Source organism: Futiania mangrovi (genome assembly GCF_024158125.1).
In the GTDB taxonomy this organism is placed as follows: domain Bacteria; phylum Pseudomonadota; class Alphaproteobacteria; order Futianiales; family Futianiaceae; genus Futiania; species Futiania mangrovi.
Window position 1 is genome coordinate 67,959 of record NZ_JAMZFT010000004.1, and the last position, 12,651, is coordinate 80,609.

Below are 12,651 nucleotides of genomic sequence, written 5' to 3' on the forward strand. Positions count from 1 at the left end.
CATGGGCGGGCGAAACGACGCGTGCAGGGCAGGCCTTCGCGGCAGGGATCTGCGCCCTGCTCGACAGGTGCAGGCTGCAGTGCCTAAGCTGAGGCCAACAAGGACGCCCCGACAGGGCGCGGCGCGCAGAAGGCCGGGCTTCGGCGCATGAACAACAGGGATGGTCGAGGAGGACCGATATGACACGCTTTTCACTCGCTCTCGGACTGGCGCTCTCCGGATTTGCGGGCCCTGCGCTGGCACATCACCCGATGGGCGGGTCTACGCCGGAAACCCTGATGCACGGTCTGCTGTCGGGGCTCGGCCACCCGGTGATCGGGATCGATCATTTTGCCTTCGTCGTAGCCGTGGGCATCGCCGCGGTGCTGGCCGGGGTCCGGTTCGCGGCGCCATTGTCGTTCGTCGGGGGGACCGTGGCGGGTTGCCTGCTGCTTGCGTCCGGCGTGGCGCTGCCCTTCGCCGAACTGGCGATCGGGGCGAGCGTTCTGGCGCTCGGAGCGGCGCTTGCTCTCGGCAGAATGCCCACGAAGGGTGTCCTGCTGGCCCTGTTCGCGCTCGCCGGTCTGTTCCACGGCGGCGCTTATGGCGAGGCGATCGTCGGTGCGGAAACGACGCCGCTTCTCGCCTATCTCGCGGGCTTCGCCGCCGTTCAGACGGCAATCGCGGCTGCGGCAGGTTGGCTCGCGGTCGATATCGGAGGACGCGCGGCGCAAACGCTGCGGCCCCGGCTGGCGGGCGCTGCGGTGGCGGGCATCGGCCTGACCGTCCTCGTCGAAACCGTCGAGGCGATGGTGTTCGTCTGAGCACACCGGAGCGAGAGGGGCGGCGGGCGTGGCTGACAGGAACGAGACTTATCGCGGCGCCGACGCCGCGGTCGTGGGCATCGTCGGAACGGGTCTCATCGGGGCCGCGTGGACGGCCTATTTCCTGAGCCGCGGCCTGGCGGTGCGGGCGTGGGACCCCGCGCCCGGCTGGGAAGGGCGGCTCGAGGGGTTCCTTGGCCCCGCCATGGCCGACCTCGCCGCCGTCGACCCGGAAGCGATAACGGGAACGGAGCGGCTGGCGCTCTGCTGCACGCTGGAGGAGGCGGCGGGCGGCGCCGACTACATCCAGGAGAACGCGCCGGAGAAACTGCCGCTCAAGCAGGACCTGCTCGCCCGCATCGACGCCGCGGCCCCTGCCGACGTGGTGATCGGGTCGAGCACGTCCTCGCTGCGCGCGACCGACATGCAGGCCATGTGCGCCAATCCGGCCCGCGTTCTCGTCGCCCATCCCTTCAACCCGCCGCACCTGCTGCCTCTGGTGGAGCTCGTGCGCGGCGAAAAGACCGACGAGGCCGCGCAGGCCGCCGCCGCGGCGTTCTTCGAGGCCGTGGGCAAGGCGCCGATCCGCGTGCGGAAGGAGGCAACCGGCCATGTCGCCAACCGCATGACCGCGGCGCTGTGGCGCGAGGCCGTCAACATCGTCGCGGAAGGCATCGCGAGCGTCGAGGACGTGGACAAGGCGATCCGCTACGGTCCCGGCCTGCGTTGGGCGATCGACGGGCCGCACATGCTCTACCACCTGGGCGGCGGCGCAGGCGGCATCGCCCAGTATCTGGAGCACTTCGGTCCCTCGCAGGAGCGACGCTGGAAGGAGCTTGGCGACCCGAAGCTGACGGACGCGGTCAAGAAGGCGCTGGTCGAGGGCGTCGCGGCGGAAGCGCGCGGGCGCAGCATCGACGCGCTGGCCCGCCGCCGCGACGACGCGCTGATCGACCTGCTGCGCGCACTTGCGAAGTACGAAGGGTGAGACGGGCGGAGCCTTGCTTCGCCTGATCCCGCTGGCCTCGCCTATTTCTTTTCCTTCTCGACCACCGGACCGCCCGCGGCCTTCCATGCGCCGAAGCCGCCCTGGATGTGGCAGACGGGTTCAAGCCCCATGTCCTGCACCGCCTTGGTCGCCAGCGCCGAGCGCAGGCCGCCTGCACAGAAGAACACGAAGCGGTTGCCGGACTGGAAGACGTCCTTTCCATAGGGGCTGTCCGGGTCGACCCAGAATTCCAGCATGCCGCGCGGGACGTGCACCGCGCCCGGCACCGCGCCGTCGCGCCACAGTTCGCGGATGTCGCGGATGTCGATGAAGGTCACGCCGTCCTTGCCAAGCTGTTCGATCGCCTGCTCGGGCGTCCAGGTTTCGATCTCCGCCTCCGCCTCGGCGCACAACTGCTTGATGCCTTTGGTGATCGGCACGGGCTTGCCTCCCTTTCTGTTCCGCGTTCGGGCGGTCTGTTTGCTGCCGGGCGGCGGTCCGCCCGGTCCTGTGCCGAGGGTAGGGGGGCGTCGCGCGTCTTGTCCAACGCCGAATTTGCAGGGCCCCCGATGCGTGCCTAGAGTGACAGGGCCTGCGGACGGAGGCCCTGCGGGCGGGGCTGGAGCGGAGGAACCGGGATGCGCGAACTCTACGATCTGCCGCGCGAGGTGGCCTATTTCAACTGCGCCTATGTCTCGCCCATGCTGCGGTCCGTGCACGCGGCGATCGAGGGTGCGCTCGCACGCGAAGCACGGCCCTGGGAGATATCCGCGGACGATTTCTACGATCCGCCGGACCGGCTGCGGGCTGAATTTGCCCGCCTGATCGGGGCAAGGCCCGCCGATATCGCCATCGTCCCGTCCGCGAGCTACGGCCTTGCCACGGCAGCGGCCAACCTGCCGCTCCGACGCGGCCAGCATATCCTGCTGCTCGAGGATACCTACCCCAGCAACGTCTATTCCTGGCGGCGGCTCGCGGCCCGGTCCGGGGGCGAGGTGCGCACCGTGCCGCGGCCCGCGGACGGCGACTGGACGGTGGCGGTGCTGGATGCGATCGACGACCGCACCGGCGTCGCCGCCCTGCCGCACAACCACTGGATGGACGGGGCGCTGCTCGACCTCGAAAGGATCGGCGGGGCGCTCAGGGAGCGGGGGGCCGCGCTCGCACTCGATGCCAGCCAGTCGCTGGGCGCGCTTCCCCTCGACGTGGCGCGCGTGCAGCCCGATTTCCTCGCCACCTGCGGCTACAAATGGCTGCACTGCCCGTACACGATCTCCTTCCTCTATGTCGCGCCGCACCGGCAGGACGGCGTCCCGATCGAGGAAAACCCCATGAACCGCAAGGGCTCGCGCCACTTCGCGCGCATGGCGGACTACACCGAGGACTACGAGCCGGGGGCGGTCCGCTTCGACGTTGGCGAACGGGCGAACTTCACGCTGCTGCCGGGCGCGCTCGCCGCGCTGGAGCAACTGAACCGCTGGACGCCGGGGTGGATCGCGGCGGAGATCGGGGCGAAGACTGCACGCATCGCGGAGGAGGCGCGGGGGCTCGGCCTCGAGGTGCTGCCCGACCGCTTGCGCGCGCCGCACTTCCTCGGCCTCATCTTTCCCGATGGCGTGCCTGACGGTGCAGCCGACCGGCTGAAGGCGCAGAACGTCCATGTCTCCGTGCGCGGCCGGTCGATCCGCGTCACGCCGCACGTCTACAACGACGCCGAGGACATGGAGCGGCTGCTGGCCGCCCTGCGCGCGCTCTAGCCGCCGCGCAGTGAGGGCAGGCCGATGCCGGTTGCGTCGAAGCCGCCGTCGACCGCCAGCGTCTGGCCGTTGATGTAGCTCGCCTCCTCGCTGCACAGGAAGACGACGGCGTTGGCGATCTCCTCCTCGGTGCCGTAGCGGTTGAGCGGGATCGCGTCGTGGTAGCCCGCGCGGATGTCGGGCGTGTGCACCTGCTTGGCCATGGCGGTATCCACCGGGCCGGGCGCGACTGCGTTCACCCGGATGCCCTTGTTCCCGAACTCGGCCGCCTGCTGCTTGGTCAGGTGCATGAGCCCCGCCTTGGAGGTGCCGTAGGCGGCGCGCAGCGTGCTGGCGCGGAGGCCCGAGATCGAGGTGATGTTGACGATGCTGCCGCCGCCCGTCCTCAGCATCGCGGGCGCACACGCCTGGGCGCACAGGAAGGGGCCGCTGAGGTTGACCGCCATGACGCGCGACCATTCCTCGAAGCTTGTCTCCAGCATCGGCTTGAAGACGGCCACGCCCGCATTGTTCACCAGCGCGTCGATGCGTCCGAACGCCTCGACCGTCCGGGCCACGGCGGCGGCGACCTGGTCCGGCTCTGCCACGTCGCAGACGAGTTCGAGCACGTCGCCACGGGCCGCCAGCCTCTGCACCGTGCCAGAGAGCGTCTCGGCGTCGATGTCGATCAGCGCGACCCGCCAGCCTTTCTCCAGAAACCGCTCGGCGATGGCCTGGCCGATGCCGCGCGCGGCCCCCGTGACGACCGCGACGCGGTCCTGTGCATCCGTCATTCCGCTCCCCGCTGCGTCCGTTTGCTTCTCGACCGACGCGTAGCGCGAAACCGCCGCCGCGCCAATGCCGGACGTGTGCGGCTAGAGCCGGAACGCCGCCACGACCGGTGCATGGTGGCTTTCGCGCCCGCCGTGGATGCTGAGGGCGCCGACAAGCTCGTCGCCCAGTGCATGATTGTGAATCTCCACGGCTTCCACCGCCGCCGCCAGCGGACGCGAGGCGAGGATGTGATCGAGCAGCAGGGGGCGGCCCGCGTGCCGCACGCTGAAGCGGCGCTCCTCCGCCACCTCGCGGGCCAGCGGGATCAGCGCCCGCGCGGCGAGGCGCGCGTTGCCCGTGTCCTCCTCGCCAGCGCAGAGAATGCGCACCGCGTCCTCGTGCATCTCTGCGTTGAGGTCGCCGCAGACGGCCACGAGGGCGTCGTGGTCCTCGTCGAGGATGCGGTCGACGGCGAGGCGCGCCTCCAGCGCCTGGCCGGCCCGCTGGACGGCCGCCATCCAGTAGCCCTCTGCCCAGCGGTCGGTGCGCGCCCAGGCGAACGGGGCCTCCCGCCCGCCGGGCACCGCTGCGGCCAGCGGCGCGCGCAGGTGCAGGTTCAGCACGTGCAAGCGCCGCCCGTCCGGCAGGGACAGCGCCGCCTGCAGGGCCGGACGCTCCCACCTCAGGGGGCGCGGTTCGGCCTCCGGCGGGTCGGCGGTGACGAGCCGGTGGCGCGGCGGCGCGACGATGCCGTGGTGAAGCTGGCGCCAGTCCTCGACCGGAAAGCGGCTCAACTGGACGAGGTTGTGCACGTCTGCGACGCCGTGGTCCGAACCCGACGGACTGAGCGTCGAGATGCGGTGGAAGCCTTCGTACGCCGTCCCCTCGAGCACGGCGTCGAGCGCGTGGAGAACGCGCGGGCCCCCGCCGGGCGGTTTTGTGCCGTTCACCTCCTGCAGGCAGAGGATGTCTGCGTCGAGGCGCACGATCTGCGGCCTGAGCGCCGCGATCCGCTCTCCGAGCGGCGGGCCCGCAGCACGCTTGGCGCCGAGATTCTCGACATTGAAGGTGGCGATCCGGACGGTCCCGGCGCCCATGGCCGTCAGCCGCGCCCGAATAGGTTGCCCGCCGCCGCCTTGGGCACGGTGCCTTGCGCTTCAGGGGCGTCGCCGAGGTCGAACTCCTCGATCTTCGTCACGCGGCGGACGATCTTGTCGGAGGAGATCTCGATCTCGCGGATGTCCTTCTCTGCCTGGCCGAAATGGCCCTTGAGATTGTCCACGCGCTTCTGGAGCCGGTCCACATCGGCGAACAGCAGGCCGATCTCGCGCTGGATCGCGCCCGCCTGCTCGCGCATGTGCACGTCCTTCAGGATGGCGCGCACGGTGTTGAGCGTGGCCATGAGCGTGGTGGGCGAGACGATCCAGACGCGGGCCTCGTAGCTCTTGCGCACCACGTCGGGAAAGCTCGCGTGAAGTTCGGCATAGACCGCTTCGGACGGCAGGAACATCAATGCGGAATCCGCCGTCTCCCCCGGCAGGATATAGCGTTCGGAGATCGCCTTCACGTGGGTCTGCACGTCGGTGCGGAAGGCGCGCGCGGCCTCGCGCTTCTCCGCGTCCGTGCTGGCCGCACGCAGCGCCTGGAAGCTGTCGAGCGGAAACTTCGCGTCGACCGCGATGGGGCCAGGCGGATTGGGCAGCAGCAGCATGCAGTCCGCCCGCTTGCCGTTGCCGAGCGTGGTCTGGAAGCTGTAGGCGGAAGGGGGGAGCGCGCTCGTCACGATGTCGTTGAGCTGCACCTCGCCGAACGCCCCGCGCGCCTGCTTGTTGGCAAGGATGTCCTGCAGGCCGACCACCTCGGTCGACAGCTTCTCGATGTTCTTCTGGGCCGCGTCGATGACCTGCAGGCGGGTCTTGAGTTCCGACAGGCTGCCGGCAGTCTTTGTCGCCGTCTCGTTCAGGCTTGCACCCATGCGCTGGCTCACCTGGTCGAGGCGCATCTCCAGCGTGCGCATCAGCTGCGCCTGCGTTGCGGCCTGGTGATCGGACAATTGCTTCAGGCTGCCGGTCAGGTGGCCCTGCCCCTGCGCGAGGCTCGCCACGGTGTCGGCAAGACCGTCGAGCCGTGCGCCGAGGCGTTCTGCCTGGGCGCGCCGTCTGCCGGACGCCCACAGCACGAGCCCGAGCAGCGCCAGTGCGGCCAGCGCGGCGAGGGCGAGGAGGAGTGTCGCAGGCGCGAGGCCTACGTCCGCGGCCAGCGCCGTGACCCAATCGGGGAGGAAAGTCGAATCAGTCATGTTCTCATTTTACCCCAATCGGCGTTCTGCTTCTTGACCGCGCGCGCGCCCGCCAATATTTCAGGAGGCATGGCGATACGACCGATCCTTCATGCGCCCGACCCGCGCCTCAAGACCGTCTCGGAGCCCGTGGAGGCAGTGACGGACGAGATCCGTGCGCTCATGGACGACATGCTCGACACCATGTACGATGCGCCGGGCATCGGGCTTGCGGCGATCCAGATCGGCGTGGCCAAGCGCGTGATCGTGATGGATATCTCCCGCGACGGCGAGCCGCGTCAGCCGCGCTACTTCGTCAATCCGGAGATCGTCTGGGCGTCGGAGGAGACCTCCGTCTACAACGAGGGCTGCCTGTCGGTGCCGGAACTGTTCGACGATGTGGAGCGGCCTGCGCGCTGCGCCGTCCGCTTCCTCGATTATGACGGCAAGGAACAGACGCTCGACTGCGACGGCCTGCTCGCCACCTGCATCCAGCACGAGATGGACCATCTGGAGGGCGTACTGTTCATCGACCATTTGTCGAGGCTGAAGCGCTCGATGATGTTGCGCAAGCTCACCAAGGCCAAGCGCGTCAAGGAAACCGCCTGAGTCCATACGGGAGGCTGCACGCCCCATGACGATGCGCCTCGCCTTCATGGGGACGCCAGATTTCGCCGTGCCCGTGCTGCGCGCGTGCCTCGCCTCCGGGAACGAGGTCGTCGCGGTCTATACGCGCGCGCCGCGGCCTGCGGGCCGCGGCATGGGGGAGCGCAAGAGCCCCGTGCATGAGGCGGCGGAGGCCGCGGGCATCCCCGTCTTCACGCCGCGCACGCTGCGCGATGCGGACGCACAGGCCGCCTTCGCTGCGCACGACCTAGATCTTGCGGTCGTGGCCGCCTACGGGCTGATCCTGCCCAAGGCGGTTCTCGACGCCCCGCGCAAGGGCTGTATCAACCTCCATGCCTCGATCCTGCCTCGCTGGCGTGGGGCCGCGCCGATCCAGCGCGCGATCATGGCCGGCGACATGGAAACCGGCGTCACCGTCATGCAGATGTCGGAAGGTCTCGACGAGGGGGACATGGGGCCCGTCGCGCGCGTCACCATCGGGCCGGAGACGACGGCGGGGGAGTTGCACGACGCGCTGGCCGAGGCGGCGGGGTGGCTGACGTCCGACGTGCTGGCGCAGATCGCCGACGGCACCTTCCGCACCCTGCCACAGCCGGAGGAGGGCGTGACCTACGCCGCGAAGATCGACAAGGCGGAGGCGCGCATCGACTGGACACGCGACGCGGAAACCGTCGACCGCCAGATCCGCGGGCTGTCGCCCTTTCCCGGCGCCTGGTTCGAGCTTGGTGGCAAAGAGCGGGTGAAGGTGCTGCGCTCGCGCCTTGCGGAGGAGGTGCCCCAGGGTGCGGTGCCGGGCGAGATGCTGGCGGGCGCGGGGCTGACCGTCGCCTGCGGTGCGGGCGCGGTGCGATTGCTCACCCTGCAGCGCGCAGGCAAGCAGCCGGTCGATGCGGCGGCGTTCCTCAACGGTGCGCGGCTTTCGCCCGGCGACCGGCTCGGCTGACATGCCGCGCTACCGGCTCGACCTCGAATACGACGGCGGCCCCTTCGTCGGCTGGCAGCGCCAGGACAACGGCCCCTCGGTGCAGCAGGCGCTGGAGGAGGCGATCGCCCGCTTCGCCGGACATGAGGTGCGCGTGCAGGGCGCGGGGCGGACCGACACGGGCGTCCATGCGCTGCGCCAGGTCGCCCATGTCGATCTCGACCGCGACTGGCCGGCGGACACGGTGCGGGACGCGACAAACCATCACCTCAAGCCCGCCCCCGTCAGCGTGCTGGCCGCAGCCCCCGTGCCGGACGATTTCCACGCGCGCTTCTCGGCTGTGGGGCGGGCCTATGTCTACCGCCTGCTCGACCGGCGCAGCCCGCCCGCGCTGGACCGTGGCCGGGTATGGCACGTGGTGCGCACCCTCGACACGGACGCTATGGCTGCGGCGGCCGGGCACCTTGTCGGGCGGCACGACTTCACGACCTTCCGCGCCGCGCAGTGCCAGTCGGCGAGCCCGGTCAAGACGCTCGACGCGCTGGAGGTCTCGCGTGTCGGTGCGGAAGTGCACGTGAACGCACGCGCGCGGTCCTTCCTGCACAACCAGGTGCGCTCCATGGTGGGTACGCTGGTGGAAGTGGGGCTGGGCCGCTGGCGGCCTGAAGATGTCTCCCGCGCGCTCGCGGCCTGCGACCGTGCGGCGTGCGGCCCCGTCGCACCGCCGCAGGGGCTCTATCTCTCCGCTGTGCGATATCCAGGGGAGTGAGTCAGCCTCACCCCGCGAAGTAGCGGCGCAGGATCTCCGTGTAGACGTCGGTCAGCTGTTCGAGGTCGGTGACGCGCACCCGCTCGTCCACCTTGTGCATGGTGTCGGAGATGAGGCCGAACTCCACGACCGGGCACAGATCCTTGATGAAGCGCGCATCCGACGTGCCGCCTGTCGTCGACAGCTCCGGCTTGCGGCCCGTCACGTCTTCGATGGCGCCGGCCACGACTTCGGTCAGCCTGCCGGGCTCGGTCAGGAATGCCTCGCCCGAGACGCGGGTGTCGAGCCGGTAGCGTGTGCCGTCCGGCGCGGCAGCCTTGTCGAGCGTCTCGCGCAGGAAGGCGTCGAGCCGCGCGCCCGTCCAGGTGTCATTGAAGCGGATGTTGAACCGCGCAGCCGCCGTCGCCGGGATCACGTTGGTCGCGTCGTTGCCGATGCGGATGTCGGTAATCTCGAGGTTCGAGGGCTGGAAGTGTTCCGTCCCTTCGTCGAGCGTCAGCGCATCGAGCGCCGCCAGCAGCCGCACGAGCCGGGGCGCGGGGTTGTCGGCGAGGTGCGGATAGGCGACATGTCCCTGCGTCCCCTCGACCGTGATCGTGCCGTTGATGCTTCCGCGCCGTCCGATCTTGACCATGTCGCCGAGGTCGCGGGGGTTCGTCGGCTCCCCCACCACGCAGGCGTCGAGCGCCTCGCCCGTCTCGCGCGCCCAGCGCACCATCTTGGTCGTGCCGTTGATCGAGACGCCTTCCTCGTCGCCCGTGATCATCATCGAGATCGAGCCGCCGAAATCGGAACCGCGCTCGGCAAGGAAGCGGCCCACAGCGGCTGCGAAGCAGGCGATCGCACCCTTCATGTCGACCGCGCCGCGGCCATAAAGCAGGCCGTCGCGGATCTCCGCGCCGAAGGGATCCGCACTCCACGCGCCGCGCGCGCCCACGGGCACCACGTCCGTGTGCCCGGCGAAGCAGAGGTTCGGCCGCGCCGCGCCGAGACGGGCGTAGAGATTGTCGACGTCCGCCGTTCCTTCTTCGGAGAACGGCAGGCGCGTGCAGGTGAAGCCCAGGCCCTCCAGCACCCGCTGCAACGTGTCGAGCGCGCCGGCGTCGGCCGGCGTCACGCTCTCGCAGCGGATCAGGTCGCCAGTGAGCGCGACCGGATCGATGGCGGAAGGGGCGGGCTGACCGGTCACGACCGCAGAAGCTCGTTGATCGAGGTCTTGGAGCGCGTGCGCTCGTCGACGCGCTTCACGATCACCGCGCAATAGAGCGAGGGTCCGCCCTTCGGGTCGGGCAGGGAGCCCGGCACCACGACCGAGTAGGAGGGCACCTCGCCCATGCTGACCTTGCCCGTCGCGCGGTCGACGATCTTCGTGGAGGCGCCGATGTAGACGCCCATGGAGAGCACCGAGCCCTCGCGCACGATCACGCCCTCCGCCACCTCGGAACGGGCGCCGATGAAGCAATTGTCCTCGACGATGACGGGGCCGGCCTGCAGCGGCTCCAGCACGCCGCCGATGCCCGCGCCGCCCGAGATGTGGCAGTTCTTGCCGATCTGCGCGCACGACCCCACGGTCGCCCAGGTGTCGACCATGGTGCCCTCGTCGACATAGGCGCCGATGTTCACGAAGGACGGCATCAGCACCACGCCCTTGGCGATATAGGCCGACCGGCGCACCACGCAGTTCGGCACGGCGCGGAAGCCCGCGGTGCGGAAGTCTGCCTCACCCCAGCCGGAGAACTTCGACGGCACCTTGTCGAACCAGGGCGCGTCGCCGCCGGGGCCGCCAGCGATCGTCGTCATGTCGTTGAGGCGGAAGGACAGCAGCACGGCCATCTTGAGCCATTGGTGGACGACCCAGTTGCCGTCGGCCTGCCGCTCGGCCACGCGCGCCTGCCCGCTGTCCAATTGGTTCAGCGCCGTCTCCACGGCGGCGCGCACCTCGCCACCCGTTTCGGCGGTTACGTTGGCGCGGTCTTCCCAGGCCGCCTCGATCACCTGGCGCAGCGTGTCCGACGTCATGTCCGGCATCCCCTCACGATAAACCCTCTCGGCAAAGCGATGCGGACCTTACCGGCCCGCGCCCCGGTGTCAATCCAGCGGGCGCACCGGCACGGCGGCATCGAGAAACGCCACCAGGTCGTCGATGCGATGGTGGACGTGCGGGGCGTCCGCCCCTTCGCGCGCCCAGTCGTCGCCGGTGTGAACGTGGACCGTGGTCATGCCCAGCGCGTGCGCGGCCTCGAGGTTGCGGGCGATATCCTCGAACATCGCCGCGCCGCGCGGATCGACCCTGTGCTGCTTCACGAGCTTCTCGTAGCCGTGCGGCTGCGGCTTGGGCCGGTAGTCGCCCGCGACGATGTCGAAGATCGCCTCGAAATGATGGGCGACGCCCAGCCGCTCCATCACGCGTTCGGCATGGCGGACGGAACCGTTGGTGTAGATGAGCTTGCGCCCGGGAAGACGGGCGAGCGCCGCCTCCAGCCGCGGATCGGGATCGACGGGGGAGTGGTCGATGTCGTGGACGTATTCGAGGAAGTCGGCCGGGTCGATGCCATGGCGCAGCATCAGGCCGTTCATGGTCGTCCCGTACTCGCGGAAATAGGCCTTCTGGATGCGACGCGCCTCGTCCGGGGCGACGTCGAGCAGCGTGCAGATATAGGCGCCCATGCGCCGGTCCACCTGGTCGAACAGGCGGCACTCGGCCGGGTAGAGCGTGTTGTCGAGGTCGAAGATCCAGGTCTCGACATGGGCGAGCGGCAGGCCAGTCATGCATCCCTCCGGCGTGATCGCGACGCCGCGCCGACCTCTTCAGGGTCAGTCCGTGCGGCGGATCAGGGTCCCGGCCCCGTGTTCGGTGAAAAGCTCCAGCAGGACCGCGTGCGGGACGCGCCCGTCCAGCACGACCACCGCCTCGACCCCGCGCCGGGCCGCGTCGATGCATGTTTCGAGCTTCGGGATCATGCCGCCGGTGACCGTGCCGTCGGCGATGGCCGCCTCGGCCTGGGCCAGCGTCATCTCCGGGATCACGTGGCCGTCCTTGTCCTTCACGCCCGGCACGTCGGTCAGCAGCAGCAGGCGCATGGCGCCGACCGCCGCGGCAATGGCGCCCGCGACGGTATCGGCGTTGATGTTGAACGTCTCCCCGTTCGCGCCGACGCCGATGGGTGCGATCACGGGAATGATGTCGGAGCCGAAGAAGGCTTCCAGCACCGCGGGGTTCACCTGGTCCGGTTCGCCGACGAAGCCGAGGTCGATCACCTTCTCGATGTTCGATTCGGGATCCTTCCTGGTGCGCAGAAGCTTCTTTGCGCGTACCAGGTTCCCGTCCTTGCCGCACAGGCCGACGGCCTTGCCGCCCGCGCCGTTGATCGCGGTCACGATCTGCTTGTTGATGGAGCCCGCCAGCACCATCTCGACCACGTCGACGATGGCTTCGTCGGTGACGCGCAACCCGTCCACGAAGGTCGACTGGATGCGCAGACGCTCCAGCATCTCGCCGATCTGCGGGCCGCCGCCGTGGACGACGATCGGGTTGATGCCGACCTGCTTCATCAGGACGATGTCGCGCGCGAATTCCCGCGAGCGTTCCGCATCGCCCATGGCGTGGCCGCCGTACTTGATGACGACGATCTTGCGCTCGTAGCGCTGCAGGAAGGGCAGCGCCTCCGACAGGGTGCGCGCGGTGGCCACCCAGTCGCGCGTGCGTTGCCGGTCGTCGCGGTTGTCGTGTTTCGCGTCGGAGTGCGTCGTCATC

At 69.7% G+C, this 12,651-nt stretch carries 14 protein-coding genes; 6 read left to right on the plus strand and 8 right to left on the minus strand.

Going from position 1 to position 12,651, the window contains the following annotated elements; all coding sequences use genetic code 11:
• The first annotated feature begins 179 nt into the window (after positions 1-179).
• Positions 180-803 (plus strand): HupE/UreJ family protein, encoded by a 624-nt coding sequence (locus NJQ99_RS15140; protein WP_269333716.1) that lies wholly within the window; start codon positions 180-182, stop codon positions 801-803.
• A 28-nt stretch (positions 804-831) separates the two neighbouring features.
• Complete coding sequence (locus NJQ99_RS15145; protein ID WP_269333717.1) at positions 832-1,791, plus strand: 3-hydroxyacyl-CoA dehydrogenase NAD-binding domain-containing protein; 960 nt, start codon at positions 832-834, stop codon at positions 1,789-1,791.
• Positions 1,792-1,832: 41 nt separating this feature from the next.
• On the opposite strand, the gene NJQ99_RS15150 is transcribed toward NJQ99_RS15145, so the two are convergent.
• Positions 1,833-2,225 carry a rhodanese-like domain-containing protein gene (locus NJQ99_RS15150; RefSeq protein WP_269333927.1) on the minus strand — a complete coding sequence of 131 codons (393 nt, stop codon included), beginning with the start codon at positions 2,223-2,225 and terminating at the stop codon, positions 1,833-1,835.
• A gap of 204 nt (positions 2,226-2,429) precedes the next feature.
• Here NJQ99_RS15150 and NJQ99_RS15155 point away from each other — a divergent pair, with 204 nt between their 5' ends.
• Positions 2,430-3,548: an aminotransferase class V-fold PLP-dependent enzyme gene (locus NJQ99_RS15155; RefSeq protein WP_269333718.1), complete on the plus strand. Its 1,119-nt coding sequence runs from the start codon at positions 2,430-2,432 to the stop codon at positions 3,546-3,548.
• Here the strand turns inward: NJQ99_RS15155 and NJQ99_RS15160 are convergent.
• From NJQ99_RS15160 to NJQ99_RS15170, 3 genes are all read right to left on the minus strand, one after another.
• Entirely contained in the window at positions 3,545-4,321 is a 777-nt protein-coding gene (locus NJQ99_RS15160) for an SDR family NAD(P)-dependent oxidoreductase (protein ID WP_269333719.1), read from the minus strand. The genes NJQ99_RS15155 and NJQ99_RS15160 overlap by 4 nt on opposite strands.
• An 81-nt stretch (positions 4,322-4,402) precedes the next feature.
• On the minus strand, positions 4,403-5,398 hold the full coding sequence (locus NJQ99_RS15165; RefSeq protein WP_269333720.1) for an endonuclease/exonuclease/phosphatase family protein: 996 nt from the start codon (positions 5,396-5,398) through the stop codon (positions 4,403-4,405).
• A 5-nt stretch (positions 5,399-5,403) separates the two neighbouring features.
• Positions 5,404-6,600: a DNA recombination protein RmuC gene (locus tag NJQ99_RS15170; protein ID WP_269333721.1), complete on the minus strand. Its 1,197-nt coding sequence runs from the start codon at positions 6,598-6,600 to the stop codon at positions 5,404-5,406.
• Positions 6,601-6,669: 69 nt separating this feature from the next.
• Between NJQ99_RS15170 and def the strand changes: the two genes are divergently transcribed.
• The 3 genes from def to truA are packed head-to-tail and all read left to right on the plus strand — an operon-like array spanning position 6,670 to position 8,897.
• Positions 6,670-7,188, plus strand: coding sequence for a peptide deformylase (def, locus tag NJQ99_RS15175; RefSeq protein WP_269333722.1), 519 nt, complete (start codon positions 6,670-6,672; stop codon positions 7,186-7,188).
• A 31-nt stretch (positions 7,189-7,219) separates the two neighbouring features.
• The gene (gene fmt / locus NJQ99_RS15180) at positions 7,220-8,149 is read left to right on the plus strand and encodes a methionyl-tRNA formyltransferase (RefSeq protein WP_269333928.1); all 930 of its coding nucleotides are present in this window, start codon (positions 7,220-7,222) and stop codon (positions 8,147-8,149) included.
• 1 nt (position 8,150) lies between these two features.
• Positions 8,151-8,897: a tRNA pseudouridine(38-40) synthase TruA gene (gene truA, locus NJQ99_RS15185; RefSeq protein WP_269333723.1), complete on the plus strand. Its 747-nt coding sequence runs from the start codon at positions 8,151-8,153 to the stop codon at positions 8,895-8,897.
• 7 nt (positions 8,898-8,904) lie between these two features.
• Here the strand turns inward: truA and dapE are convergent, their stop codons facing one another.
• The 4 genes from dapE to argB form a co-directional block, all read right to left on the minus strand.
• Positions 8,905-10,086: a succinyl-diaminopimelate desuccinylase gene (gene dapE / locus NJQ99_RS15190; protein ID WP_269333724.1), complete on the minus strand. Its 1,182-nt coding sequence runs from the start codon at positions 10,084-10,086 to the stop codon at positions 8,905-8,907.
• The gene (dapD, locus tag NJQ99_RS15195; RefSeq protein ID WP_269333725.1) at positions 10,083-10,916 is read right to left on the minus strand and encodes a 2,3,4,5-tetrahydropyridine-2,6-dicarboxylate N-succinyltransferase; all 834 of its coding nucleotides are present in this window, start codon (positions 10,914-10,916) and stop codon (positions 10,083-10,085) included. Before dapD ends, dapE begins: the two co-directional genes overlap by 4 nt.
• A 69-nt stretch (positions 10,917-10,985) precedes the next feature.
• Positions 10,986-11,666, minus strand: coding sequence for a pyrimidine 5'-nucleotidase (locus tag NJQ99_RS15200; RefSeq protein WP_269333726.1), 681 nt, complete (start codon positions 11,664-11,666; stop codon positions 10,986-10,988).
• 45 nt (positions 11,667-11,711) lie between these two features.
• Entirely contained in the window at positions 11,712-12,650 is a 939-nt protein-coding gene (gene argB / locus NJQ99_RS15205; protein ID WP_269333727.1) for an acetylglutamate kinase, read from the minus strand.
• Position 12,651 lies beyond the last annotated feature (1 nt).